The sequence below is a fragment of the Trueperella pyogenes genome (genome assembly GCF_001070855.1).
Lineage (GTDB): Bacteria > Actinomycetota > Actinomycetes > Actinomycetales > Actinomycetaceae > Pauljensenia > Pauljensenia pyogenes_A.
In genome coordinates this window covers 229,173-255,273 of record NZ_JVLH01000014.1, presented here as the reverse complement: position 1 = coordinate 255,273, position 26,101 = coordinate 229,173, and the positions used below count along the sequence as shown (strand labels likewise).

The window sequence follows — 26,101 nt, the reverse complement described above, 5'->3', positions numbered from 1 at the left end:
CTTTCAACCCGCTTTCGCTACTCGTTGTCCGGCGCCCTGTGCGCCGCAGACAGAATTTCCTTCCCCAGTTCAGCCCACTGTTCATCAGTCATTTCTACTGATCGACGCAGTGAACGCCCGAGCGCCCGCTTGCGGCGGGCGAGGTCTAGGCAGCGGGCCTCGGGATGAAACCACGCTCCCCGACCGGGAAGGTTGCGACGGTGATCAACATGAAGATCCCCGTCAGAGGTCGCAACAACACGGATAAGTTCCGCACGTTGCGCGCGTAATCCACACCCCACACAGGTGCGAAGCATCAGAGTGGAGTCAGACACGCCTTTAAGCTTAGCCGAGTCAGTCCTCTTCCAAGCCATCGGATTGTGAGCGACTGATCACGTCATCTGGTGTAGACGAACGCGATGCCAGTCCTTCTTCGCCATTCTCAGTGTCGGAATGGATGTCGATGTGGTAGTCGGTCAGGCGCGCCGCAAGTCGAGCGTTCTGCCCTTCCTTACCGATTGCCAGCGAAAGCTGGAAGTCGGGAACGATAGCTGTTGCAGTGCGTTGCTCCACAGAGTGAACGACAACGCGAGCCACGCGCGCCGGGGACAGCGAATTCGCAACGAAACGTGCCGGATCTTCAGACCAGTCCACAATGTCGATCTTCTCGCCACCGAGCTCTGTCATGACCGCACGAACACGCGAGCCCATCGGGCCAATGCACGCGCCCTTGGCATTCACGCCTTCGCGAGTAGCAACCACGGCAATCTTGGAGCGGTGACCAGCTTCGCGGGCAATGGCCTTGATTCGGACCAAGCCCTCTTGAATCTCAGGAACTTCACGCTCGAATAGGCCTTTGACCAATCCGGGGTGGGTGCGCGAAAGGGTGATGCGAGCACCGCGTTCGGTACGCTCGACGGAAACGATCAGTGCGCGCAGGCGGGTTCCGTGCGAGTAGTCCTCTCCGGGGACCTTCTCAGAATCGGGAAGAATGGCCTCGAAATCGTCAGCCAGCCTTACGGTGGTCAGGCGGGAGTCACGCGACTGCTGCACAACGCCGGTCACAATCTGACCGGTCTTGCCGGCAAAGTCACCCAAAACGCGCTGATCATCAGCATCGCGCAGGCGCTGCATGATGACGGAACGCGCGGTGGATTGTGCAATACGGCCGAAGTTCTTGGGGGTGTCATCGAATTCGCCGATGGGGTTACCCTCTTCGTCTTCTTCGGTGGCCATAACGGTTACGCGACCCGTACGCTTATCGATCTCAATTCGAGCCTTTGCAATTGCGCCAGGGATGTTGTGGTACGCCTTCAGCAATGCCTCTTCAATGGCATCAACAAGGGTATTGAGCGATACCCCTTTCTCATGTTCGACCATTCGCAGGGCGGTCATATCGATTTCCATAGCGTCCCTCATTCCCACGAGCCGAAGTCGACGCGCGAACGCGCCTTCTTGATCTCGTCATATGCAATTGTGTGGCTTTCAGCGCCAGTATCTACAGTAGCGCCTTTATCGTCGGCATTGCTGACCCGTCCCACAAATTTGTCACCATTTCGCATCTTGACGCTGACCAATCCGCCAATTTGGCGCTTCCAATGGTCAGGTTTCTTCAATTCGCGTTCCAGACCGGGGGTGGAGACTTCCAGCATGTATGCGTCAGAAATCGGGTCAGCGGCATCCATGGTTTTGGAGATTGCGCGTGAGATATCCGCGAGCGCATCCGAGGATAGCTTTTCGCTTCCCAGGGGCTCTTCAACGGTGATTCGGCAGACCAGGGCGCCATTCTGCTTGAGAATAGTCACCGCATCAAGTTCGGCTCCGGCCCCGGTGACAATACCTTCAACCAGTGCACGGACTTGTTCTTCAATCTGTGTGGGTGCCACCTTCACTCCTTCACGCGACACGGTATTCTAGGCAATCGTACTCGTCTTTTGACCATGGGATGATGTTGTTGTGAAACACCCGAAACTCTTCACTGCGTTCGTTGCTGCCTGCGCTCTTTCTCTTGGAGCGTGTGGAATCCACGTGGAATCCACCAGCAGCCTGCCCGCTTTGACCGGTTTCGCGCTCTCTCGTGATACCTCTGCGCGCACCGAGGCCGCGGCCGCCGAACGCGCACATTCCCTTGCTTCCCTTGCCACCCAGTGCGCCTCGTGTTCTTCCGCTCTCGAGGCCGTAGCAACGAGTTCCCGGGAACGCTTGGAATTCCTCGGAGGAGTATGGGAGCCCTGGAAAGGCCGCGAGGATGCCGCTTCACTCCCCCAGCCCGACACGATTGCAGAAGCTCCCTACACGGTGAAGGATTTCGTCTCGTGGCTGGTGATCTCAGCTCGTCGAGATCTTCAGACCGCGGCAAACCCGACCATCACCTCGAGTGAAGAAGCACGCCAACTCAGCGCAGTCGCACTGGGGCGCTACGCCTCGGCAGTGCAATTGGCGAATGCCTACGCGCTTGACGTGGATGAGGGCGAGCATGATGTTGATGCGCTTGCACAGCGACTGATTGGCCAGAGCGGAAAGACACCTTCTTGGATTGTTCGTACCGGCTCCTCTTCAGATTTAGCCCTCCCCCAGCCTTCACAAACGACTTCTGCTTTTGCGAACTCAGAACAGGCCGCTCAGACAACGGCCAATTGGGATTGCATCGCTCAGACACTGCCGAAGTCTGCGGCAACAAGCGAGGACTTCGCATCTGCAGAAACCATTGAAAACGCACTTCTTGATCGGGCCTCACGCTCTTTGGAACGCGGGAGCAAAGACACACGCCAGCTGCGTTGTTCGATGCCTGATCACTCCCCTTCTTCTCTTGCTCAAGCATCGATGCGTGCGGATATGAATCTCTTCGCTTCAGATTCCCAAGATGTACGACTTTTCGGTGCTCGCGCCGCACTGGATGATGTTCGCCTGTGGACGCATGCTCCCGGTATCTCGATTCCAGCGGTGGTGACACTGCAATGAGCACGGAAACTGAAAATACAAAACCGGCCTGGCAAGACATTGTTCCCACAGGGGACGTCAATTCGCCTCATATTGAGCTTTCCGATTCGCGGATTCTGGTTTCGGGGCGTTTTGCTTTGATCCTGATCGAAGAGGATCACGTTGTTGATTCGGGAATGTGGTACGAAATCCAAAACGCGCGATGGAACGGCGAAAAGCAGGAACTTCGCGTGACCTGGGTTGATCCTTCCCGCGCTCCTTTGACTCTGAAATCCAGTGACTCATCAATGCGTCCTTTTATGGAAGACCTCTCCGAGAAGGTGAACCGCACCCAGGTCGTTGTCCGAAATGTCACGGCTCCTTCCGGAACGGTGATCACCGGCCAGATTCGCAGACGCGAAGACGGTGAGTTGTTTTCCGTCCTTTCGGCCAACGGCCCACTGGATGATGAAGGAATCGCAGTGGCTCAAACATTTGAACGCCAACTGCGAGAAAGCGTTGGACTGGAGTAGTACCTGCCGCAGGACTATTGTGCGCGTTCGGTAAAGCGGCGACGCACTTCTTCCAGACGCATCAGCTCTCGGAATGCTTGAGTGTACTGCGGGTCATCTTCACTCAAACGCTGAAGGTTCGCATTCGCATCGGCCAGCCTGCGCGTCACGTCCAAACGCACCATTGCCCCCATCGCTCCACGACAGTATGCGCGAAGTTGATCTTCGCGATCTTGCGGTAGCGGGGCAACCGCAAGTTCCATCAAAACCGCTGCAACTTCGGGAATCATCAGCTCGCGCACGTCATCAACGAAGGCACGAGTCGCGGCTTGCGTGGCTTTCTCCCCTTTACCGAAATGTTCTTCGGCCTGACGAAGAAGTTTGACGAAGGAATCAAGCCCACCTGCGGCTCGAATCGCGTCGTGAACTGCGCGGTAGGAAGGCACCGAGAATGCCTCCCCTCCAAGTTCTTCAAATCCCGAACCCACCACGTACATGGGGTATTGAACCAGCGCTTCCAAGGCCTGGCGTTCGATCTTTGACACGGGGTCTTCCGGACCGCGCCTAGCGGGCATAGGGGCCGAGGCCTCGGGAGTCGCTCCCCCGCGCCCGTTCGAGGCCGGGCGCGAGTTCCCAGAGGAGCGCACGGCGCGTGCGACCTCGGTGATATCCATGCCAATCCACCCGGCAAGCGACCTGGTGTATTCACGTTGAAGAGCGCGGTCACGAATGCGGGCAACCACGGGAGCCGCGGCACGAAGGGCTTTAACGCGCCCCTCTGCAGTCCTAAGGTCCAATTGGCGCAGGACGGAGCGAATGACGAACTCGAAAAGCGGGGTCCGAGAGTTCACCAGCTCCATAACCGCACGCTCGCCTTGAGCCATCCGCAATTCGCAGGGGTCCATACCATGGGGCTCGACGGCAACAAAGGTCTGCGCCGCAAAGTTTTGATCCATATCAAAAGCACGAAGCGCAGCTTTTTGACCAGCCGCATCACCATCGAAGGTGAAGATCACTTCACCGCCATGGGTCTTCCCATTACTTAAAACGACTCCCGCCGCACTATCGGCGGTATCTCCCAGCAGTCGGCGAACAATCTTGACGTGTTCTTCCCCAAAAGCGGTGCCACAGGTTGCAACCGCACACCCAACTCCCGCAGCATGGGCAGCCATGACATCGGTGTAGCCCTCAACAATGACAACCCTGCGTCCCTGAGTGATTTCTTTCTTCGCAAGATCCAAACCGTACAGGACTTGGGACTTGTGATAAATCGGCGTTTCAGGGGTGTTGAGGTACTTCGGGGATTCCTTGTCCTCATCGTTCAAACGCCGGGCACCAAAACCAACAGTCGCGCCCGTAATATCGCGGATTGGCCACATCAGCCTTCCACGGAACCGGTCATAAAGTCCGCGGTTACCCCGAGTCGCCAGGCCGGCAGTTTCAATCTCTTGATCGGTGAATCCCTTCGAACGAAGGTGACGCGTCAGCGCATCCCACGAGGCCGGAGAGTAGCCAATTCCGAAGTGACGGCACATCGCTTCATCAAAGCCCCTACGTCCTAAAAATTGACGCCCAAGATGCGCTTCGGGGGAAGTGAGCTGTGCCTGATAAAACTCCTCAGCCACGCGGTGCGCATCAAGAAGGCGCTGGCGCCGCCCCGGCTCCTCGCGGCGAAGAGTCCCACTTCCCGCGGCCTCGTAACGCAAAGTAATCCCAGCTTTGAGGGCCAAGGCTTCCACGGCCTCGGTAAAGGAAAGAGAATCAACTTTCTGAACAAAGCTGATGACGTCCCCGCCTTCTCCACAGCCAAAACAGTGCCAAAACCCTTGGGAGGGACGAACGTGGAACGAGGGCGTGCGTTCATCATGAAATGGGCACAATCCCTTCAAAGAATCAACACCCGCAGGGCGCAGTGCGACGCGCTCGCCGACGATTTCTTCAATGCGCGAGGCATCACGTACGGCGGCGATGTCTTCTTTGAGGATCAGGCCGGCCATGAGTTCAGTTTAGCGAGTGGACACTTCCTTAGCAGGGGCATGTGTATCGGTACTGTTCCTCTGATTAAAGCTGGGAGGACAGCATCCCACACAGCTTCGCGTGCCAGCGCGAGGCGGAAATATCTGTCAACGAGGCGACTTGGTCGATAACGACCCGCAAACGCTTCCCCTCATCCGTGGTTGCGCGCCATTGAGCGGCAAAGGGAGGTTCAAGATATTCGGGGCCTGCGTTGATAAGAGCATCAACCAAGTCATTGAGCAGCGTGCGCTGCTGATAGTAAACAGGTTCGCTTTCGCGCGGGCTCATGACATAGTGGACAGCCATGCCCTTAAGAACCTGAATTTCTGCCCGGGTTTGCGCCGGAACAACGAGCTCCGCGCGATAGCGGCCCAGGGGTTCGTCTCCTGCAATTTCACGGGTGGCCGCGACTGTCGCGTTACAAAATCGGCCGATCAGTTCGCTGGTGAGGTCCTTTAAGGCAGCCAAATCCGCATATGAGCCACTGAAGGTACTGAGCCATTCGGGCATGCTCACCAGGCGCTCAAACGCCTGAACCAGATCGTCTTCAGAAACCGAAGTCCCGTACCACTTCATGGTCGAGTCGATGACACCCTGGGTGTGCGCATCGCTGCGCAAGTTCTCAAGATCCATCTTTCCGGTTGCGACCGCATCTTCAACGTCGTGCACCGAGTACGCGATGTCATCGGAAAGATCCATGATTTGAGCTTCCAAGCAACGTGCACCGGGAGTTACGCCTTCACGCATCCATTCAAAAGTTGGGCGATCATCGTCATAGACAGAATACTTTCGCAGGGATTTTTCCCGGTTCGGACCTTCGCCCTTCGCCCAGGGGTATTTGCAAATCGCATCAAGGGTTGCGCGCGTGAGATTCAGCCCTGCGGGGCCTTCCTCAGCGATGACCTTTGGTTCAAGGCGTGCAACGATTCGCAGTGTCTGCGCATTCCCTTCAAAGCCGCCGATTTCAGCCGCCAGTTCATTGAGTGCACGTTCGCCATTGTGTCCAAATGGCGGATGACCGAGGTCGTGGGATAAACATGCAGCATCAACAACATCGGGGTTGGCCCCCAGTTCCTTCCCCAGCTCGCGTCCCACCTGTGCAACTTCAAGGGAGTGGGTCAGGCGCGTGCGCACGAAATCGTCCGAGGTTGGCCCCAGCACCTGTGTTTTTTCGCCCAAACGGCGAAGTGCTGAGGAATGCAGCACTCTGGCTCGATCGCGTTCAAAATCTGTACGAACAGAGGACTTTTGAGCCTCTGAAACGTAACGGTCACGGTCTGCGGAGCTATACGGATACTGAGTGTGCACGTGATAAGCCTAACTGCTTCAACTACCCTTTCGATGCCTAAAACTGCAAGAATAGTGCTGTGAGTGCAACAAAGGGGACCCAGGTAGTAACGACGTTGGTTCATGCTGCCCGGAAAGGCACACACCCTTGGTGGTATTCACCTGCAATTTGCCGTATCCCCCAGCGCGTTGATCATGAGCTTGCTCAGCTGCTGAGCAAGGAAGCGATTCAGTTCGCTCGAGTAGGCGTAGATGCTCTGCTCATTTCCCCGATTCCGCAAATGATCTGGGGCGTCAATCCGGAACTCGCTGCTCTTGTCAGGCATTTCCATAGGGTCGGAGTCAAGATCATCGTCCATCTTCCCGCCTCTACTGAATGGAATACGCACGATTTCAACGGGCCTTATTCCAGCGATGAAACGGTAACAACGCTGCTTGGCCGCGTACGGGCATGCGTTGATGCAGAAGCCGACGGTATCGATCTTGGGACTTTGCCGTTCACACACTACGGACCGAATTCATCTGAGCGCCAAGAGTTCATGCATCTACTTCGCCTGGTGATGGCGGAGGTTGCTAATACTGATACTCTGCCTATTCTCACCTCCAGCCTGCCGCATATGGATGATGCAGATCTGAAGGAAATTCTTCAAGAGTCCTGGTTCCACCACCTGCGCAATGACACTTTTCTCGACATCGAGTGGAAGAACCCGCAGCTGTGCGATGCCATCGCCAATACTTTTATGAACCGTGATCCTTTGGGACACGTGGCTGCATGGCCGGCACTTCCTTACGAGGATAGCGAGCTCCATCGTGCGCGAACTCTGTTTGCGCTCGCCCTTCCTGGAGCCATTTACTTTGATTCGCCACCAAGAGACGCCATTTCTCATTCCTTTGTCTTGTTGATCCAGCAGGCGCTGCGTACCCGAGCTGAGCACGGAATGGGAACTGGATCCCTTGCTCATGTACGAGGCCTCTCTTGGGCTGGACCTGATTGCCTGGTCCATATGAGCGCTCAAGTTTTGGTTGTTTTCAACGCCTCGGACTCCACTGTCGTTGTGCCTTCAGAGCACCGACCGCTTGTCTCGACGGGGGTTTTACCCACTCAGCTCAACAGCGATACCCCTCTTGCGCCCGGGCAATGCGCATGGTTTGAAACCGCACGCGTTCGACCTCGCGTTTTTGCCACGGAATAAGCGCCTCCGTCCCTTTACACTTAGGGTATTGTTCCATCAAACCTGGAGACCACGTGGACTTCATTAAGCGACTTCTCGCGATCTTTATCCAGGCCGCAGGCCAAAGTATGAAAGAGGAAATGGGTTCCTCGAAGGGACGCAAACGTTCCTCGTCACGCTCCTCCTCCAGTTCTTCCTCTTCTTCACGCAGTTCACACACCGCACGTACTTCTTCCTCCGCCGCCCAGGCCTCGGGGAAGGGAAACAATGTGTGGGACGTTCGCGAACACGGACTCCCTCCATTCCAATACGAACCAAATCCCGATGGGGATGCCGATCCCGGCGAGGTCGTGTGGACGTGGGTGTCCTATGAAGAGGACCCAACCCAGGGCAAGGATCGTCCCGTTGTCGTGCTTTCGCGAGTGCAGCAGGGGCTTGTTGTTGCCCAGTTGACGTCCAAGGACCACCGCAAAGATGCCGAGCAAGAGGCACATTGGGGGCGCTACTGGTTCCCGATCGGAACCGGCGCATGGGATCCGCAGGGCCGCCCCAGTCAGGTGCGCCTGGACCGCCTACTCATTGTTGCCCCCGGCGATGTTCGCCGCGAAGGAGCGACCGTAGACCACTCAACCTACAATGCCGTGTGCGACGCGCTGCGTCAGCACTGGAATGCCTAACGACCACTTCCACCACAACACTGCGAGGACCCACAATGACCGATTCCGCTGAAATTGCACGCCTGAAGGCCGAGGCCGCGCAGGCAGCCGCCGAAGCAGCTGCCGCAAAGGCTCAGGCTGCACAAGCTGCTCTCGATGCTGCTCTTGCCGCTCAAGGTGGCCAGGGCGACCAGAACGAGGCCGCGTCCCAGGCCGCCGCTGCCGACGCAGCGACCGAAAAGGCCGAGGCCGCGCAGGCAGCCCTCGATACCGCTTTGGCTGAGCAGGCAGCTCCTTCCGGAGCCGCTCCCACCCAAACCCCGGAGCCTGCGGAAAGTGCGCCGGCTGCCCCCGCTGCACCTGCGCAAGCCGCTCCCGCCGAGCCGGCCCAGGCCTCGGCAAGCGAAGGCGAACTGCAGGGCTACGCGGAGCAGGTCCGCGCGGGCTACTCCTTTACCTCGCCTTCAATGCGACTGGGTGCTTTCTTGGATGGCGATACTCCGGTTCCCGGTGCACCTGTCGGAATTCCGCTGGGGCTCATGAACCGTCACTGCTTGGTTGCCGGCGCAACCGGTACCGGTAAGACGCGAACCCTCCAGCTGATGGCCGAGCGTCTCTCAGAAGCGGGAGTCCCCGTTTTTGTCACCGATATCAAGGGTGACCTCACTGGCTTGGCTCAGGCGGGTACCTCTTCTGAAAAGCTCCTTGCACGCTGCGCAAGCATTGGCCAGAACTGGGAAGGCAAAGCATTCCCCACGGAACTGCTCACTCTGGGTGGCCGCGGCGAAGGCGTGCCGATCCGCACAACCATCACCGAATTTGGCCCTCTTCTGCTTTCGCGCGTGCTGGGCTTGAACGACACTCAGGCCTCAGCCCTTCAGTTGATCTTCCACTGGGCCGATGGTCAGCAGCTCGCGCTGATTGACCTCAAGGACCTGCGCTCGGTCATTGACTACCTGACAAACCATGATGAAGGCAAGGAAGAACTCAAGGGAATCGGCGGTGTTTCACCAGCGACCGCAGGAGTCATCTTGCGCGAGCTTGCTGCTCTGGAGGCATCGGGCGGCGATGTATTCTTCGGTGAGCCGGCCTTCAATATCGCTGACCTTATGCGCGTGTCAATGGACGGTCGTGGCGTCATTTCGTCGCTGGAACTACCCGACTTGGGCAGCCAGGGCGCTTTGTTCTCGACATTCCTCATGTGGCTCTTGGCTGAGCTCTTCGAAACTTTGCCGGAAGTGGGCAACCCCGATAAGCCGAAGTTGGTCTTCTTCTTTGACGAGGCTCACCTGCTCTTCACCGATGCCTCGAAGCAGTTCCTCCAGGCAGTCGTGCAGACAGTGCGTCTGATTCGTTCCAAGGGCGTGGGAATTGTCTTTGTTACACAGTCCCCCACCGATGTTCCCGACGAGGTTCTGGCTCAGCTTGGTTCACGCGTTCAGCACGCACTGCGCGCGCATACTCCAAACGATGCAGCAAACCTCAAGAAGGCAGTTTCGACCTTCCCGACTTCTCCCCTGGATCTGACTGAGGTGTTGACTTCGCTGGGTACCGGTCAGGCTGTCGTGACGGTTCTGGATGAGAAGGGACGCCCGACCCCAGTTGCTCCGACCATGCTGGACGCACCTGCCGCTGTCATGGGCCCGGCTGATCCCGGTGTTGTCTCTTCAATCATCAATTCCTCGCCGCTCCTGTCGCGTTACCGTGACGCGGTCGATAACGAATCAGCATTCGAATTGATGCAAGCCCGCCTTGCAGATGCCGCTAAGGCCGCAGAGGAAAGGGCCGCCGAGGCCCAACGCCAGCTTGAAGAAGCGAAGGCACAGAAGGAAGCCGAGAAGCTGGCAGCGAAGGAAGAGGCAGCACGCCAGAAGGAACTTGAGCGCTTGCAGCGCGAGGTCGAGAAGGCCGAAGAGCGTAAGCGTCGCGAGGCCGAAAAGGCTGAGGAGCGTCGTGCACGCGCTACACAGCGCGTGATTGAGTCGACGGTCAAGTCCGTTGGAACGACTGCAGCACGCTCGCTGACACGTTCGATTTTGGGAACACTGTTTAAGTAAATTCCACGATTTTTCAGTACTTCTGAACACTTTATCAACGTCGTGTCACAACCCTTGTCGGATATTTCACCTTATGGTGCAAAAGGGAATGTGATCGCCAAAAATGGAGTTGTTAGAAGTGATAGCAATGGTGCGTCCTATTACGGGGCGCACGTTTAGATAGGTTTTAGGAGAACAATATGACTCAAGCACACCCCGTTGTTGCAGCAGCTTTGCAGCAGGCTCTTGTTGATCTGACCGCTCTGTCGCTTCAGGGCAAGCAGGCGCACTGGAACATCGAAGGCCCCGGCTTCCGTTCGCTCCACCTGCACCTGGATGAAATCATCGACCAGGTTCGCCTTGCCGCTGATGATGTTGCTGAGCGTATGGCCGCCATTGAGGTTTCACCCGATGCGCGCGCAGCGACCGTTGCAGCGACCTCGCTGGTTGACCCGCTGGATCCCGGCTTCCTGCCCACCGATAAGACTGCTCGCCAGTACGAAGAGCACCTTCTGGCGACCTCCGAGCGCATCAAGGCAACCCTTGATCCCGTTGACGAGCACGATCACCTGTCCAACGATCTGCTGATCGGCATTGCAACCGGCCTGGAGAAGCAGGCCTGGATGCTGCGCGCAGCAACCAAGGATCTCAACTGATTAGTTGAATCTGACTTCAACTGGGGCGTCTCTTCGGAGGCGCCCCAGTTTCCTCTCTGTAAACCTCCCTAGGCTGCCGAGAGGAAATACTTTATAACCCAGCTAGTCACCTGTGTGATTGAGAAAGAGATTCGAGTTCTATAAGCAGGATCTGCCCAGGGTTCAGGTATGGGAGTGGGAGTCCTTCAGAGACCAGTAGCTCACCGTCGAAGACAAGAGGGTCTCGACTATCCTCGTCCAACCATCTCGGCCCACTGATTTGGTGCAGAGAGGGAGTAAAACTGCCGCCGAGCGCACGAATGCTATAACAACGGTCTGGAGCTAACCCCGGAAAAATAACTCTTGGCGTGTATCCTTCGCTACTTGTCTGGAGACGAGCAAAAGCAAACAGACTCCATCCAGAGTCCTCTGCAACTATTCCTCGTAAGATGCATCCCTCTGGGACGAAATCAGCATTAATCGTAATTCCCGAATGTAAGCGATGACGATATGCCTTGTAGATTTCAACCCATTTACGGAGTTCGTCTAGTTCTTCGGACGAGCAGGATAACAAATCCCATTCAATCCCTGCATGGCCGAAAAGCGCAGCGGCCATTCTGGTTGCCAGATCGGTCGTTCGATGGGTCGTATGGGCAATTCGATCGCCAACATGCATCCCAATGAATTCCGGGGGGACTAGTAACTCAGTGCTTTGCTGAATCCGCACTCGCTCAAGAGGATCGATACAGTCTGATGCCCAGACTCTATCTGCATAGCGCAGAATTCCAAGATCAATACGTCCACCTCCGCTCGCACAACTCTCGATTTCAAGGGCAGGGAAGCGCGAACGTATGCGCTGGAGGAGCTCATAAAGCGCAATGGTCTGTTGGTGAACACTCACACGGCCTGAGGAGGGCGAGATTGCAGCAAATAAATCACGATTGTGATCCCATTTGATGTAGTCGACTCTATACTCCTCGACGAGCGCGCAAATGCGTTCTTCTAGATATGAGCTCACTTCTTCACGCGATAAATCAACAACAAATTGGTGTCTCCAACTTAAATTGCTCAACTCGCCAAGAATCCAATCTGGATGCTGCCGGGCGAAATCAGAATTTAAATTGACCATTTCAGGCTCGAACCAAAGCCCAAATTCCATCCCCAGTTCGTGCACGCAATTTGATAACTTAGTAAGCCCGTTCGGCCACACTTCAGGATCAACAAACCAATCGCCTAGTCCTGCTTGATCATCACGTCTCCCTAGAAACCAGCCATCATCAAGCACAAACCGCTCAAGGCCGATGGAAGCAGCGGAACGTGCAAGGTTAATTAGCCGTTCCTCGTCATGCTGAAAGTAGACAGCCTCCCAGGTATTTAGAGAAACGGGACGCGGTTTCTTCCCAAGTGAATTCCAGCTCCGAACGTAAGTGTGGACGCACTTCGAAAGCCCATCAAGTCCGTGATCGCTCCACATGAAGAGAGCCATCGGAGATTCGTATTCCTCACCGGAAGAGAGAATAACTTCTCCATCTTGTAGAAGCTCTCCTCCACCCAAGACACCCGAATGCACACCGCACCCTTCAGGGAGCCGTTCGGCCACAACCTCACAATTCCCACTCCAAGCAATGTGACATCCCCATACTTCACCACTCCTAAATGAGAATCCCCGTGTTCCAAGTACCGTCAAGTAAGGGGAATCATGGCCTGGCTTTCCTCGAAAGGCGCCCCTTCTCCAGGCTCCATTCCGAAGCTGCTGACGCTGAAGTTCGCGTTCGTTCGCCCATTTTCCACTGCAATCAACCAACTCTTGCGCCCGGTGAGGTACTGGAAGCAAACAACTGAGAGCGGAGACAAAAAGCTTATGCCCACCCCTGCTTGTGTTTCGAACACTGGATTTTACGGAAAGAACCCCGGAATCATGTAGCTCGAAATTCTGGGTAACCTCCGCAACTACTTCACTCGCATCATCGCGTTTGCTGACAGATTGACGCGCACGGTAGACAATCGTGATCGTTCTGGAATCCGTTGCTATCTGTTCCATGAAGAAAGGAAAAACCTTCCCTTCTTCAGTACACCATTGAATTGCTGGAGTTCCAGAGTTTCCCTGAAAGACGGTGTCCAGCAGTCCCCTCGTACGCGGACTATCGAACGAACTATTCATTACCGAAGCAATACTGGTATCAGCGATCTGCTGAACCTGGGCGTCACTGACGCGTCTTCCCCAGTGGACAACGTACGGGGCAACATCCTTCGCAAAAGCGATGGCAAAACTGACATGATCAGAATGAATGCAATGTACCTGGTATCCGACTGATTGAGCTTTCATAGCGCATCTCCAAAACCATTCTTGACACCGTAAATTAATACCGTTACTCTTTCGTGTCAACACAGCAAAGATGCTTCAACGTTAATTTCGAGGTCACCATGGGCAGCAGCTCCCTCACACAATCCCAACGGTTAATTCAGACCGATCGTTGGGAACTCTCATGCGATACTCGGCTACGCCTACGATTGTTCCCGGATTCTGCACGCACACAGACCGAGATCACTTTCGGACTGACGACAAACACAGGGACGATCGGCCTCGCCCCTTCTTTGATTAAAACTACGTCGCGAGAAGTTGATGAGCAGTACACGGCTCTATTCGGCAAGAAAACAGGCACTCGTTATGTTCGGCATCTGGAACACTGCTTATTCTTCGAAGAGAACGGAATCGAATGGAATCTCTATCTCCGAGAATGCACCGATGGACTAGCCTTTCGCTACGACCTGCCCTCATCAACCCCATTCAAAATTCTGAAAGAAAATACGCAGATTCACTGCCCAACAGCCGCTAAGGTCTGTACGCTCCCCTACACCACCTGGTATGAGGAAGCACGAATAGTCCATACGGCTGCAGACTTACCGCGCGGAGCCTACGGCTTACCGACACTGATCTACTCCGATGCAGAAGAAAACTACCTCATCAGCGAGTCCGATATCGATGGCAGCAATTGCGGGGCACACCTTGTGTGGACAGACGGCTACTTCACTTTCACCCTCGCCGATGAACAGATTTCAGCCGACAGCCACTTCACATCACCTTGGCGAGTACTTATCGTTGGTTCACTCACTTCAATCGTTGAATCCACTCTTGTTGACGATTTAGCTCGCGCGCACATTGCAAAGGACACAGAACCAGACCCAATCTCATACGTTTTACCCGGCCACGCGGCATGGTCTTGGTGGTCAAGCCAATACTCCGGGGCATACCTTGAAACCCAGAAAAGCTTCGTCGACTTTGCTTACGAGCAAGGGTGGCATCATGTTCTTGTCGATTGTGGCTGGGATGCGGCCTGGGTTCCGGAGCTCGTCGCATACGCTTCTCAACGAAATGTATGCGTTCACTTATGGAGTGCATGGAATGACCTTGACGGCCCCGAGAATATAAAGAAGCTTGCCCTCTGGCATTCGTGGGGAGTCTGCGGAGTAAAAATCGATTTCATGGAGTCCGAGAGCCGCGAGCGCTATCAATGGTATGAGTCAATTTTGTCTGAAACCGCTCGTTTAGGACTGATGGTCAACTTTCACGGGAGTGTAATTCCGCGAGGATGGGCACGCACTTATCCTCAGGTGATCGGATACGAGGCAATTCGCGGGGCAGAATACTACGTTTTTTATAAGGAGCCGCTCAGTTCACTCCACAACGTTTGCCAGGTTTTCACTCGCAACGTCATAGGATCAATGGACTACACGCCAGTGACTTTCAGTGCCCCTAAGCGCACAACCAGCAATGCACATGAACTTGCACTCTCGATCGCTTTTGAATGCGGTATCACGCACTTCGCCGATTCCCCAGATTCTTACCGCTCCCACCCAGTTGCACAGGAATTACTGAAGAGTCTTCCAGACACTTGGGATGAGACCAAGCTTTTGGGTGGGACGCCTGACTCATACGCTCTCATCGCACGTCGTACTGGCTCTAAGTGGTTTGTCGCTTGCATCAACGGTCAAAATGATTCACGCGTCCCCCTAAATCTGTCGAAAATCATCCAAACAGATCACGACTTTCGAAGTGCAGAGCTAACGTTAGTGCGCGATTCTGGCTCCTCAAAAGATCAGGGGAAGTCATCGCTAGTTGTCAAGTCCCTCTCTCAAATCCGAGAAGACACCTTTATTAATGTTCCCAGAGACGGCGGTTTCATCATCGTTGTAGACCTTGAAAAGAATAGTTTGCATGGCATTCCACCAGAGGTATCTCATCCTTTAAGCCCCACTTCAGTGCATCCCGGCCTAGCACAAGCAGATTACAGCGGTAAAGTTACGCTTCCCTGCGAATCCGAAGAAATCTGCCGTCCCGCTCCCGGCTGGGAGATCACTGCACGGTCAGAAACAGAAGTGACCCTCCAAGCACCTGAAAACGGTATTCCAGGTGATTTATACACCATGACTTTTATTCAAGGAAACCACTTAACAGATAGAAGAATTCGACATATCAAGGTCCTTCTCCCACACGGCAGCCTCACAAATCTTCACAAGACGACATTCTTTGGATGCGCCAACGCAAATGGACCTGTTGAAAGGGATCAGTCCAATGGCGGAGGCGATCCAAATGATGGATCACCACTAACGATCAACAATGTTGGATACTCTTGCGGTTTAGGCGTTAGCGATCGCGCGTTCGTTGAAATCGCACTAAGCCAGGACGAATTCACATTCACCTGCCTGGTTGGCATCGATGACGAAACACCAAATACATCGGCACAAATCCACATCAGTGTGGATGGCAAGCCGCTCCTCCAAAAAGATATCGAGTCGAAAGAACCACTCGATATTTCTCTTCCGAATCTGTGCGGGGAAATTCTCCGCCTCGAAACACGACAGAATTCTGATCGAGAAGCACACATTGATTGGGTTAACCCGCAATTGATTAGGTCAGCCCATACTCACCACACAACACCTCAAGAAAGGAATTGAGCGATGAAACACCCTGCATCCGCGCTCGCTCTCACCCTTACCGCAGTACTCACTCTGGGAGCCTGCTCCCAGAGTGGAGGATCTCAATCAACCGAAAGCAAAGATGCGACGGTTACTTTGACATACGGTGTCTGGTCACAACAAGACACCATGCAGAAACTCGTTGATGAGTTCGAAAAAGAGAATCCCAATATCAAGGTCCAACTCCAGGTTGATCCCTGGACAGACTACTGGACTAAGCTCCAGGTCGGCGCACAGGGAGGAACCGCGCCCGATGCATTCTGGATGCTTGGAGATCGTTTCCAGGTCTACGCTGCAAACGATCAGCTTTTAGAGCTCGACGATGCAATCCAAAAGGCTGGCGTCGACTACAAAGCCTACCCACAGCCACTTGTCGATCTGTTCACATACAACGGGAAGCATTACGGACTCCCGAAAGATTTTGACACGATCGGGCTTTGGTATAACAAAGAAATTTTCGACAATGCAGGCGTTGCATACCCAACAGCTGATTGGACTTGGCAGGACGTAAAGGCTGCAGCTGAAAAACTGACGGATTCCAGCAAGGGAATTTACGGTATTGCAGCTCCTCTCAATCGACAAGAAGGCTTCTACAACACCATTGCGCAGGCAGGCGGTTCCGTCATCAGCGCAGATGGAAAGAAGTCGGGCTACTCCGATCCTAAAACTCAGGCAGGACTCCAGTATTGGGTGGACTTCATCCAGAAGGGACAATCGCCAACCCTAGAGCAATTTGCCGACACGGAAGCTGTTGCCCAGTTTGAAAATGGAAAAGTAGCCATGTACTACGGCGGATCGTTCTACGCCCAACGTTTCTACGAAAACTCAGCACTGCGTTCCAAGGTGAATGTGACGATTTTGCCAAAGGGAGAGAAACGAGCAACTGTCATCAACGGCATTCAGAATGTTGGCTATTCCAAGTCAAAGCACCCCGAAGAGTTGAAGAAGTTCCTCGTGTTCCTTGGAGGGAAAAAAGCTGCTGAGATTCAAGCAAGTACCGGAGCTGTGATCCCCGCATACGAAAACACTCAGCAGGCCTGGGTATCTTCAATGCCTGAGTTCAACCTCCAAGCATTCCTTGATCAGATCCCTGATTCAGTGGTCTACCCAGTCTCTGCAAATACCGCAGTCTGGAACAAGTTTGAAGAAACAGATCTTGCTCCCGCATGGGAGGGCAAGGAAAGCGTTAAAGATGCTTCCAATAAACTTGCCGATCAAATGAACGACGCATTGGCGAAAGAATGAACCAGCGTTCAGTAAGGTCCCTGGCGCAGCACTCCCCTGCTGCGCCAGGGCACCGGCCCCTAACACAGAAAAGGAAGCGCAGCCTTAGGGAAGCCGGGACCGGATTAGCCTTCATCTTCCCTGCGCTCCTTGGCCTGCTAGCTCTCTATATCTGGCCGTTGCTAACAACAGTCGTCGTTAGCCTTTCGATAACTGGGCCATTCGGGAATCGAAAACCCGCAGGACTCTCACAGTACGCGAAACTATCCAAAGATCCTGAGTTCTGGGGCGCGCTTCAAAACTCAGTCATTTATTCTGCAATCGTTCTAATCGGGATCCCGATCGCTGTACTGATAGCAGTGATGATTCATAATGTTCGTCGCGGGGCATCTATTTACCGCGTTTTATTCTTTCTCCCAGTTGTTACACTTCCTGTCGCAATTGGGATGGTCTGGAGATACCTCTATAACGGCGAATTCGGGCTAATTAACCAGTTCCTCCAGATTTTCGGGATTAAGGGAGCAAACTGGGTTGCAAATCCTCACACGGCAATCTATGCGCTCTCAATCGTCGGAATTTGGATGAGCCTTGGTGTCAACATCATTATCTTGGGAGCGGGACTAAAAACCATTCCGACCGAGCTTTATGAAGCCGCATCAATTGACGGCGCCGGATCTAAACGCCAGTTTTTCTCGGTTACGCTTCCTCTTCTCAGCCCTTCGATTTTTCTCGTCTCAGTACTCTCAGTTATTTCTTCTCTCCAGATGTTCGATCTGATCTACGTGATGATCGGAAAAGGATCTCCAGCAGAGTCCTCATCTCAAACCGTTGTCTATCTCTTTTTCCGCAAAGCGTTTATCGAAGGAGATCAAGGCTACGGCGCTGCAATTGCGATCACTCTTCTTCTGCTCATCATGACAATTACTGCGATCCAATTCCGTGTACAAAGGAAATGGGTGTTCTATGGGTAAAACTTCTTCCACCGGAATCAGGCAGCTCGGGCTCCACATTGCGCTTGCTACGTGTTCTTTGTTTATGATCATGCCGTTCATTTGGCAAATTTTGACGGCGTTTAAGAGTGTTCCTGAATCTCGTGCAGTTCCACCGGTTATTTTTCCAGGTGAGCTACATCTTGAGGGGTTCGAACATTTCTTCAGCGCTTTACCGTTAGGGCGTCTCCTGACGGTCTCTTCTCTCGCTTTAGTATTTCGCGTCCTTGGTCAGGTGACGGTCTGTTCACTGGCCGCGTATGGATTCGCACGATTCCGTTTTCCTGGAAGAGGCCTGCTTTTCGGGTTATTCCTTGTCATGCTCATGGCGCCGAGCCAGCTATTCCTGATCGCGCAATTTACCCTAGTCAGAGATCTCCATCTGTTGGATTCTATTCCTGCGATCTCACTCCCAGGAATTTTCTCAGCGTTCGGCACCTTTTTACTCAGGCAAGCTTTCATCTCCGTTCCCAGAGAGTTTGAAGAAGCTGCGCGACTCGACGGTGCGGGCGCGCTGAGAATTTTCTTCACGATCATGCTTCCACTTACTGCACCCTCATTGGCTGCATTAACTGTGCTAACCGCGTTATATTCATGGAATGATCTACTCTGGCCACTAGTTATTACGTCTTCACCCGAAAACATGACGTTGCCAGTTGGCTTAGCGACTTTGCAAGGACAACACGGAACGGACTATCCAACGCTTATGGCGGGTTCGCTTCTTGCTTCACTGCCGTTAATCGTTATCTTTGTCCTCCTACAGAAACAGTTCTTTGAAGGAATCGCCAGCTCTGGGCTGAAGGGATGAATATGCCATGCCTGATATTCCGCTAATTCCAGTAACTTCGCCGGCGTCAATATCAATCTTCCATGCTCTACTAACCCGAGGACCGATGGCTCGTGTCGAAATTGCACAGACACTCGGACTCTCCCAAGCAGCGGTCACAAAAGCCATCCGCCCGTTATTGAGCGAGGGCTTCGTAGAACTTACCAACGATATAGAGCCTGATCCTACGCGCAAGGGACGTCCCCTAGAGCCTATCCATCTAGTTGCAGATCGCGTTTTTACTTTGGGGATAAAAGTTACTCAAGATACGCTCTATTCAATTGGCATGAATTTCGACGGAAGCATCCAGTTTTCGCATATAACAGAAAGATCCGGCGAGAAGTCTCAACAGCTCATCGATGATCTTGTCAAATGTTGCCGATTTCTCTCACACGAGTGCTCGACTAGGGGAATTAATCCAGATGGCATTGGGATTTCAATATCCGGCGATGTTGATAACGAACAGGGAATTGTTCGAGACTCGCATCTACTAGGAATTCACGACTTCGCGCTTGCAGACAAGCTAGCAGAACAGTTGGAGGTTCCGATCTTTATCGACAATGACGTAAGGGCATTAACGAACGCCGAAAGCCTATACGGCTCTGGACGCAACGTCAGTTCATGGGCAGTCGTAACAATTGGCGAAGGAATTGGCTGCGGAATATATGTAAACGGAAAGATCCTAACTGGAGCCTTCGGGGTAGCCGGCGAACTCGGGCATCTACCCCTTGGCCCCGTCTCACACCGTTGTTCGTGTGGGAAAAACGGATGCGTCGAAGCTGTTGCCTCCACTCCAGCAATTCGCGCAGCAATCAAGGAGACGCTCAACGAGGAGTTAACTCTCGATCAAGCATTGTCACGTTACACGCATGATGAGCAGATTCGCGGAATTATTGATCAAGCAGACATGGTATTGGCTGATGCATTGGGAACTCTGGCTTGCCTGATCGGACCGAGAAAGATAATGCTGTCAGGTGAGAGCATTGGTGCACTCGCAGCTGAGCCGAAACGGCTTGAGAACATCAGATCTCATTTCACCAAACGTGCGTTTGGCAATTCTGCTCGTTGTGAGCTCATCCTGACACAACAAACATTTCTCGACTGGGCACGTGGGGCCGCTTCAATCGTCATCAGCCGAATCGCACGATTGTCATAATCTAAGCCCCTGAGGTCCTCTCAATATCCATATTTTCTTGCTCTGTAGAAGCCTATTTCGCGCTAAACCAAATCCCTTAGACTTTCAAAACCCCACATAGATTGTCGAGGAATGTGACTACTCTGGGCTCAGTGGAGGCTCGTCATAATCGCAATTCCCACCATGAAACCAAAGACAACAAGCCACATCGGAAGTGCAATCTACTTGCAAGCAGCCTCAGCTACGTCCGAACCTCTCCGCCAATTCCTGTGCACCCCACTGACCGGGCGCACTCTCACGTCCGCTCACGGCAACGAAAGAGGCAACTCCCCCATCTTCAGGCTGAGTCGCACGCGTCTGACGGCCGAACTCACCCATCGCCAAAACGATTGAGGGAACCGACACGTACTCAGCTGCCCACCTTTGCACCAATTCAACATTGAGTGCATCTCTCTCCGAATTGGCCAAAACCGCAAGCTTTGCGACGTCCGCGCCCAAAACTGCCATGGTTTCCAAAAGCTCCCGCATGATCTCCGATTCGGGAGTCACCTCAAAGTCATGGAAGGACATGACGACCTTCGCGCCAGCGACGTGGGCCTTCTCGGTCAATGCTGGCGCAGCCGGAGCCATTTCCACATCTACCGCATCCATTCCACACTCGGCCAGTAGCTCAACAATCTGGCCATAAACCGGCGTTGAAACTTCAGCCTTTCCACCCTGAGCAACTGTGCGAACAGTAGCCAAAACAGGCACATCCGAAGCACCCAAGATCTCTGCAGCAAAGTTCGAAATTTCTTCTCGAGCCTGGTCACTCAGTTCTTCACTTGAAAGCCCCGTTAGAACGTCTAAGTAGTCCACGCGCCACTCGAACATATCGTGCGGCTCAGATGCGGCGGCCTCGATCTGTTCAAGGGCTCCACGCGCATCCCCCGCCATCAGAGGAACAATGAAAACTACCGGCTGCCCACCGCCCAGAAGCACTCGGCCTCGTGGAGGAATAGCACCCGCGGGGTCAAGCAATCCCGCGCCCACACCCGAAGGTGCTGCGCCGTAGGCCTCGCCCAAATCACTGCGTCCAATAACAACAGGCTCCATGACGTCCCCTCTACTCAGCAGCCCTTTAGTAGCCAACTTCTGCATGATGAATCGACGCCCGCTCGGCGTCGGTCAAGTATCGGTGTTCCAACCACCCATCGGGCAGGTGCGGGGTCTTCTCTCCCCCGGCGCGCCCACGAGGCCCACGCGCGGCCTCGGGAAAATCTTGATCAAGATCCAAATCAGCCAGGCGATCGCTCAGTTCATCAAGCGTAGAGACCATCCCGAGCGCGTGGCGCTGCGGCCCACCCACCTTGAAACCACGCAGGTACCAGCCGATGTGCTTACGCATTTCGCGCATCGCGCGGTCTTCATCGCCTTCTTCTTCCACGCACCAACGAGCATGGGTTTCGATGATAGCGGCAACCTCGCGAAGTGAAGGCGCAGGGAAAGCCGACCGCCCATGGTAGGCGGCAACGATATCGCGGAAAATCCACGGCCGCCCCTGCGCGCCTCGGCCGACGGAAATGCCATCGCACCCGGTCTGACGCATCATCGCGATCGCATCAGCGGCCTCGAAAACGTCACCATTACCGAAGACCGGAATATCCAGGGCTTCCTTGACGCGCGCAATGTAGTCCCAATGCGCTTGGCCCGCGTAGTGCTGAGTTTGGGTGCGAGCGTGTACGGTTACGGCTGCAGCACCAAGTTCCTGGGCGATCTGCGCGGCCTCGAGGCCGGTTTCGTGCTCGCTATCAATTCCCATGCGGATCTTTACCGTCACCGGGATCTCACGGCCACGCGCATCCCCGCTCACGCGCGCTTGCGTGACAACGGCTCGCAGCAAGTCGGTGTACAGATCACGTTTCCACGGAAGCGCCGCTCCCCCGCCCTTGCGCGTCACTTTGGGGACGGGACAGCCGAAGTTGAGGTCGATATGATCGGCGTACTCGCCTTCGATCATGATCTGAGTTGCACGTGCCATGACCTGCGGGTTCACACCGTAGAGCTGTACGGAGTGCACACGTTCGGCAGGGTCTGGGCGAATCATCGCCATCGTGCGCGCGCTTCCCTCAACGAGCGCCCGCGAAGTCACCATCTCCATGACATACAGGCCCGCTGGCGCATCGACGTGGGGCGTCAGTTCCGCGCCCGCACCGCTTTCATTCCCAATTTCCGAGGCCGCGGCCGGGCGAGCGCTTTCAGCAACGCCGGGGAAAGAAACCGGGCTGGGCGTGCCAGTCAGGGGCGACGGCCCACCCAAGGCCTCTTCACCAAACATGCGGCACAGGCGGCGGAAGGGCGCATCCGTCACTCCGGCCATCGGGGCCAGAACAACGGGAGTAAACAGCCGCAGTGGCCCAACCTGCAAGCAGGCTGGGCCACTAGCGTCAGACTGCGAGGTCACTCAGCAAACTCCCAAGCGCTCAATCAGGTAGGACTTGACCTGGTCGAGCGGGATACGGACCTGCTCCATCGAGTCACGCTCACGAATGGTGACGGCGTGATCCTCAACGGAATCGAAGTCGTAGGTGATGCAGAAGGGCGTACCAATTTCATCTTGGCGACGGTAGCGACGGCCAACAGCTCCGGCATCGTCGTACTCGATGTTCCACAGATCGCGCAGCTCCTGAGCCAGTTCCTGTGCCGGGCCGGTCAGTTCGTCCTTGCGCGACAGAGGCAGGACAGCAACCTTGACGGGGGCCAGACGCGGGTCGAGCTTGAGGACGACGCGCTTATCGACACCACCCTTTGCGTTGGGGGCTTCGTCCTCGTGGTAGGCCTCGATGAGGAAGGCCATGAGGGAACGGGTCAGGCCAGCGGAAGGCTCGATGACGTAGGGGGTCCAGCGTTCGCCGGTCGCCTGGTCGAAGTAGTCGAGCTTGGCGCCACTGGCCTCAGCGTGAACACCGAGGTCGTAGTCGGTGCGGTTGGCAATACCCTCAAGTTCGCCCCATTCAGAGTTCTGGAAACCAAAGCGGTATTCCAGGTCAACAGTGCGCTTAGAGTAATGCGAAAGCTTTTCCTTCGGGTGCTCGTACTCGCGCAGGTTTTCCTCGGCGATACCCAGGCCGACGTACCACGCCTTGCGGTAGTCGATCCAGTACTGGTGCCACTCTTCATCAGTTCCGGGCTCACAGAAGAACTCAAGTTCCATCTGCTCAAATTCGCGGGTACGGAAGATGAAGTTACCGGGGGTAATTTCGTTGCGGAAAGACTTGCCGATCTGGCCGATGCCGAAGGGCGGCTTCTTACGTGCCGCCGTCATCACATTGGCGAAGTTGACGAAGATTCCCTGTGCGGTTTCGGGGCGCAGGTAGTGCAGGCCGGCCTCGTCATCAACGGGACCAAGGAAGGTCTTGAGCAAGCCCGAGAATGCCTTGGGTTCGGTCCACTGACCACGAACACCACAGTTGGGGCAGGCAATGTCTTCCAGCGACAAGGAAGATTCGTCAACACCCTTCTTATCAGCCAGTTCTTCAATGAGCTGATCTTCGCGTTGACGCTTGTGGCAGTTCTGGCACTCGATGAGCGGGTCGGTGAAGGCCTTGACGTGTCCGGATGCAACCCACACCTCGCGGGGCAGGATTACCGAGGAGTCCAGCCCGACGACGTCTGCGCGGCGGCGAACCATGTAGTTCCACCACTGACGTTTGATGTTCTCTTTGAGTTCTACACCCAGCGGGCCGTAGTCCCAGGCGGAGCGAGTACCGCCATAAATCTCACCGCAGGGGAAAACAAAGCCGCGACGCTTGGCAAGAGAAATAACTGAATCAAGACGAGAGGTGGATGGCTGTGCCACGAAAACTCCTTTATTAGGGCTCACCGCACCTGGCTGGCGCAGTGGTCTGTGCATATTTTAGCCGCTGTATGCATAGGGAGCTTGGGGACTGCCAGGCGCGCCAACGATTGGTGACATTTCAGTGAATTGATTTGCTCTTGTTCCCTGTCATAGCATCGATGCGTGCGCACGGTGATCACGACCTTGGCCTACGCCTTCCCACGCGAGATAGTGATCGTGTGGGTCCTTGCTTTTGCTCTGCGTCTTCTTTTCATACTTTTTGTCGCATTCAGTAAGTCGCGTTTAGCGCAGCGAGCCTGGCCCTTCACGAACGTCCACACATTAGATCCGGCAAATTTCCTGCGATTATGTGCATGGACATTAACTGCGTTACTTGGCGGAATGGCAATTTTTGCCCGGCAACACGGCTTTAGCACAGATATCGTTCTTGCCCTTGGCTGGCTCACAATCGCTTCAGTCCTTCTTATTCCCCTGTGCCATCTCCCTCTGAATTTTCCGACGTGGCTGGATCCCCGGTGGTACGACAACGCCCGTAAAGGGCTTGTTGACGAATTAGGAAACCTTCTTCCCCGAGGCGGTACGGTTCGTACCACTACAGAACTCACGCTGGGCGGTAGCCAGAAAAGAGAGTTCTCGACTCGTATTGACCTTCCCCTAGGCTGGCAGCGCGTTGAGGAAATGCCCTCTTATCTCACGCCTACTCCTTTGGCCCCCGTTGTTCTGGTCGCCCAAGGACCTATGGATTACAAGAATCTGCGGCCATCAACACTGTCAATCTGCGCGACTCCGGCCAGCAGCGAGCAACGTCTGCCTCTGGGAACTTTGAGCGAGGCAATTGCACGGCAGATTCCGGGGTGGTTCACGCTTGACGAGATCACGCAGAGTAAGCCGAAAGCCTCCCTCATGTGCACGGGTACCTACACCGATGGAGGTGTTTCCTTCACTGCAATTCAATGGTCATGGAGTGAAAAACTCGACTCGTCGACATTCGTCAGGATCACCGCCACAGCAACAACAACGACGCGCATGTTTCCCGAGCATTTCAAGGAGATGGGCACGATGGTAACGAAGATGAGCGTGGCATTATGAGCACTTATTTCTCCGCTCCCCTCAGCCTACCGACAGCCTCGGTTCCCGCGTTCATTGCTCTCGCGGGCCCCGAAGAATCTGTGCGGGAAGGTATTTCGGGGGAAGCCCAGATGCGCCTCGACACTATTTACGAGGCCGATGGCCAGTTGCGTACCCAAGCGAGGAAAGCGCTTGCTGCGATCGGCGAAGCCAAGACTCCTCTTAGTCACCTCTCACTATCGCCACGATTTCACCCCAATCCTCTTCACGGTTTTTGCTATTTCTTCGCCGCTGAAGAGAGCGCAATTGTTCAAACTCTAGGAGATTGCGAAACAGTGGAAGTTTTCTGTCATAAGAGCCAGGATCTTCCACGTTTCATCGCTGAGAGGTCGCCCTTCCCATCGCGAAAAAATCGATTTGATGGGCCGAAACGAATCTCTTCTGTGTTCCTCGAAGCAGTCCACCGCGGTGATGTGGAGGGTGCTCAAAGGATCCTCTACGAAGATGTGAGTTCAGAAAAGAAACGCTCTTCCTTCTTGCGACAGGTCAGAGAGGGCCAGTGGGAGTATCACATGTGGACGCAGTGGGAGCGCAGTACCGATGGGTACCGGGCCCGGCAGACAATCAGTACGCTCTCTGTTCCTTCAGCGTTATACCTGGTTGAGTCGTCCTCAATTCCAACATTTTTCCCACCGCTGATGCCCAGTTTCACTGTTGCGGAGGACAAAACGAAAATTCCCCTCTCGCGATGCACCCGCACCGAGTTGTGGAGTCAGTTAGCACGCTTCTTCGCCGTGGACGTAACTACTAGTCACTAGTCGCTTCGTAGATA

General features: G+C 54.7%; 22 protein-coding genes. 13 read left to right on the top strand and 9 right to left on the bottom strand.

All coding sequences use genetic code 11. From position 1 onward, the window contains the following. Positions 1 to 17 precede the first annotated feature (17 nt). The 3 genes from ADG72_RS08185 to rimP are packed head-to-tail and all read right to left on the bottom strand — an operon-like array spanning position 18 to position 1,865. On the bottom strand, positions 18 to 314 hold the full coding sequence (locus ADG72_RS08185; protein ID WP_239667709.1) for a YlxR family protein: 297 nt from the start codon (positions 312 to 314) through the stop codon (positions 18 to 20). Between the two features lie 19 nt (positions 315 to 333). Next, positions 334 to 1,386, bottom strand: coding sequence for a transcription termination factor NusA (nusA, locus tag ADG72_RS08180; RefSeq protein ID WP_048714256.1), 1,053 nt, complete (start codon positions 1,384 to 1,386; stop codon positions 334 to 336). A gap of 8 nt (positions 1,387 to 1,394) precedes the next feature. Then, positions 1,395 to 1,865, bottom strand: coding sequence for a ribosome maturation factor RimP (rimP, locus tag ADG72_RS08175; protein WP_034251706.1), 471 nt, complete (start codon positions 1,863 to 1,865; stop codon positions 1,395 to 1,397). Positions 1,866 to 2,007: 142 nt separating this feature from the next. Between rimP and ADG72_RS08170 the strand changes: the two genes are divergently transcribed. Both ADG72_RS08170 and ADG72_RS08165 read left to right on the top strand, forming a co-directional pair. Then, complete coding sequence (locus ADG72_RS08170) at positions 2,008 to 2,940, top strand: hypothetical protein (protein WP_239667708.1); 933 nt, start codon at positions 2,008 to 2,010, stop codon at positions 2,938 to 2,940. After that, entirely contained in the window at positions 2,937 to 3,431 is a 495-nt protein-coding gene (locus ADG72_RS08165) for a hypothetical protein (RefSeq protein ID WP_048714252.1), read from the top strand. The genes ADG72_RS08170 and ADG72_RS08165 overlap by 4 nt, the downstream gene beginning before the upstream one ends. 14 nt (positions 3,432 to 3,445) lie before the next feature. Here ADG72_RS08165 and dnaG read toward each other — a convergent pair whose 3' ends face one another. Beyond that, complete coding sequence (dnaG, locus tag ADG72_RS08160; protein WP_048714251.1) at positions 3,446 to 5,407, bottom strand: DNA primase; 1,962 nt, start codon at positions 5,405 to 5,407, stop codon at positions 3,446 to 3,448. 64 nt (positions 5,408 to 5,471) lie between these two features. Continuing rightward, on the bottom strand, positions 5,472 to 6,734 hold the full coding sequence (locus ADG72_RS08155; protein ID WP_048714249.1) for a deoxyguanosinetriphosphate triphosphohydrolase: 1,263 nt from the start codon (positions 6,732 to 6,734) through the stop codon (positions 5,472 to 5,474). A gap of 59 nt (positions 6,735 to 6,793) precedes the next feature. On the opposite strand from ADG72_RS08155, the gene ADG72_RS08150 reads away from it, so the two are divergent. The 4 genes from ADG72_RS08150 to ADG72_RS08135 all read left to right on the top strand — a co-directional run bounded on the left by ADG72_RS08150 (position 6,794) and on the right by ADG72_RS08135 (position 11,233). Then, positions 6,794 to 7,906 (top strand): hypothetical protein, encoded by a 1,113-nt coding sequence (locus ADG72_RS08150; RefSeq protein WP_048714248.1) that lies wholly within the window; start codon positions 6,794 to 6,796, stop codon positions 7,904 to 7,906. Positions 7,907 to 7,959: 53 nt separating this feature from the next. Further along, positions 7,960 to 8,562, top strand: coding sequence for a type II toxin-antitoxin system PemK/MazF family toxin (locus tag ADG72_RS08145; RefSeq protein ID WP_048714247.1), 603 nt, complete (start codon positions 7,960 to 7,962; stop codon positions 8,560 to 8,562). A 35-nt stretch (positions 8,563 to 8,597) separates the two neighbouring features. After that, positions 8,598 to 10,598 carry a helicase HerA-like domain-containing protein gene (locus ADG72_RS08140; RefSeq protein ID WP_048714245.1) on the top strand — a complete coding sequence of 667 codons (2,001 nt, stop codon included), beginning with the start codon at positions 8,598 to 8,600 and terminating at the stop codon, positions 10,596 to 10,598. Positions 10,599 to 10,777: 179 nt separating this feature from the next. Next, positions 10,778 to 11,233, top strand: a complete 456-nt coding sequence (locus ADG72_RS08135) for a Dps family protein (RefSeq protein WP_048714243.1) — start codon at positions 10,778 to 10,780, stop codon at positions 11,231 to 11,233. 106 nt (positions 11,234 to 11,339) lie between these two features. Here the strand turns inward: ADG72_RS08135 and ADG72_RS08595 are convergent, their stop codons facing one another. Continuing rightward, positions 11,340 to 13,538, bottom strand: a complete 2,199-nt coding sequence (locus ADG72_RS08595) for an alpha-galactosidase (RefSeq protein WP_080978680.1) — start codon at positions 13,536 to 13,538, stop codon at positions 11,340 to 11,342. A gap of 98 nt (positions 13,539 to 13,636) precedes the next feature. Between ADG72_RS08595 and ADG72_RS08125 the strand changes: the two genes are divergently transcribed. From ADG72_RS08125 to ADG72_RS08105, 5 genes are all read left to right on the top strand, one after another. After that, a complete protein-coding gene (locus ADG72_RS08125; RefSeq protein ID WP_080978679.1) occupies positions 13,637 to 16,168 on the top strand; it encodes a glycoside hydrolase family 97 catalytic domain-containing protein in 2,532 nt (843 codons plus the stop codon). Positions 16,169 to 16,171: 3 nt separating this feature from the next. Beyond that, a complete protein-coding gene (locus ADG72_RS08120) occupies positions 16,172 to 17,434 on the top strand; it encodes an ABC transporter substrate-binding protein (protein ID WP_009409004.1) in 1,263 nt (420 codons plus the stop codon). Next, complete coding sequence (locus ADG72_RS08880) at positions 17,431 to 18,384, top strand: carbohydrate ABC transporter permease (RefSeq protein ID WP_048714240.1); 954 nt, start codon at positions 17,431 to 17,433, stop codon at positions 18,382 to 18,384. The genes ADG72_RS08120 and ADG72_RS08880 overlap by 4 nt, the downstream gene beginning before the upstream one ends. After that, a complete protein-coding gene (locus ADG72_RS08110) occupies positions 18,377 to 19,210 on the top strand; it encodes a carbohydrate ABC transporter permease (protein ID WP_048714239.1) in 834 nt (277 codons plus the stop codon). Before ADG72_RS08880 ends, ADG72_RS08110 begins: the two co-directional genes overlap by 8 nt. An 85-nt stretch (positions 19,211 to 19,295) precedes the next feature. Then, on the top strand, positions 19,296 to 20,384 hold the full coding sequence (locus tag ADG72_RS08105) for an ROK family protein (protein WP_048714237.1): 1,089 nt from the start codon (positions 19,296 to 19,298) through the stop codon (positions 20,382 to 20,384). 216 nt (positions 20,385 to 20,600) lie between these two features. Here the strand turns inward: ADG72_RS08105 and aroD are convergent, their stop codons facing one another. The 3 genes from aroD to ADG72_RS08090 all read right to left on the bottom strand — a co-directional run bounded on the left by aroD (position 20,601) and on the right by ADG72_RS08090 (position 24,201). Then, positions 20,601 to 21,458 (bottom strand): type I 3-dehydroquinate dehydratase, encoded by an 858-nt coding sequence (gene aroD, locus ADG72_RS08100; RefSeq protein ID WP_048714234.1) that lies wholly within the window; start codon positions 21,456 to 21,458, stop codon positions 20,601 to 20,603. Positions 21,459 to 21,483: 25 nt separating this feature from the next. After that, complete coding sequence (gene dusB / locus ADG72_RS08095) at positions 21,484 to 22,722, bottom strand: tRNA dihydrouridine synthase DusB (protein WP_048714364.1); 1,239 nt, start codon at positions 22,720 to 22,722, stop codon at positions 21,484 to 21,486. 84 nt (positions 22,723 to 22,806) lie between these two features. Beyond that, positions 22,807 to 24,201 (bottom strand): glycine--tRNA ligase, encoded by a 1,395-nt coding sequence (locus tag ADG72_RS08090; RefSeq protein ID WP_048714232.1) that lies wholly within the window; start codon positions 24,199 to 24,201, stop codon positions 22,807 to 22,809. Positions 24,202 to 24,363: 162 nt separating this feature from the next. On the opposite strand from ADG72_RS08090, the gene ADG72_RS08085 reads away from it, so the two are divergent. Together ADG72_RS08085 and ADG72_RS08080 are read left to right on the top strand one after the other, a co-directional pair. Next, the gene (locus ADG72_RS08085; protein WP_048714230.1) at positions 24,364 to 25,290 is read left to right on the top strand and encodes a hypothetical protein; all 927 of its coding nucleotides are present in this window, start codon (positions 24,364 to 24,366) and stop codon (positions 25,288 to 25,290) included. Continuing rightward, positions 25,287 to 26,087, top strand: a complete 801-nt coding sequence (locus tag ADG72_RS08080; RefSeq protein ID WP_048714228.1) for a hypothetical protein — start codon at positions 25,287 to 25,289, stop codon at positions 26,085 to 26,087. Before ADG72_RS08085 ends, ADG72_RS08080 begins: the two co-directional genes overlap by 4 nt. Positions 26,088 to 26,101 lie beyond the last annotated feature (14 nt).

Coding starts and splice junctions, on each gene's coding strand:
- nusA (WP_048714256.1), bottom strand. CDS start 1,386: ATGGAAATCGATATGACCGCCCTGCGAATGGTCGAACATGAGAAAGGG.
- ADG72_RS08165 (WP_048714252.1), top strand. CDS start 2,937: ATGAGCACGGAAACTGAAAATACAAAACCGGCCTGGCAAGACATTGTT.
- dnaG (WP_048714251.1), bottom strand. CDS start 5,407: ATGGCCGGCCTGATCCTCAAAGAAGACATCGCCGCCGTACGTGATGCC.
- ADG72_RS08140 (WP_048714245.1), top strand. CDS start 8,598: ATGACCGATTCCGCTGAAATTGCACGCCTGAAGGCCGAGGCCGCGCAG.
- ADG72_RS08135 (WP_048714243.1), top strand. CDS start 10,778: ATGACTCAAGCACACCCCGTTGTTGCAGCAGCTTTGCAGCAGGCTCTT.
- ADG72_RS08595 (WP_080978680.1), bottom strand. CDS start 13,538: ATGAAAGCTCAATCAGTCGGATACCAGGTACATTGCATTCATTCTGAT.
- ADG72_RS08125 (WP_080978679.1), top strand. CDS start 13,637: ATGGGCAGCAGCTCCCTCACACAATCCCAACGGTTAATTCAGACCGAT.
- ADG72_RS08120 (WP_009409004.1), top strand. CDS start 16,172: ATGAAACACCCTGCATCCGCGCTCGCTCTCACCCTTACCGCAGTACTC.
- ADG72_RS08880 (WP_048714240.1), top strand. CDS start 17,431: ATGAACCAGCGTTCAGTAAGGTCCCTGGCGCAGCACTCCCCTGCTGCG.
- ADG72_RS08110 (WP_048714239.1), top strand. CDS start 18,377: ATGGGTAAAACTTCTTCCACCGGAATCAGGCAGCTCGGGCTCCACATT.
- ADG72_RS08105 (WP_048714237.1), top strand. CDS start 19,296: ATGGCTCGTGTCGAAATTGCACAGACACTCGGACTCTCCCAAGCAGCG.
- aroD (WP_048714234.1), bottom strand. CDS start 21,458: ATGGAGCCTGTTGTTATTGGACGCAGTGATTTGGGCGAGGCCTACGGC.
- dusB (WP_048714364.1), bottom strand. CDS start 22,722: ATGGCCGGAGTGACGGATGCGCCCTTCCGCCGCCTGTGCCGCATGTTT.
- ADG72_RS08080 (WP_048714228.1), top strand. CDS start 25,287: ATGAGCACTTATTTCTCCGCTCCCCTCAGCCTACCGACAGCCTCGGTT.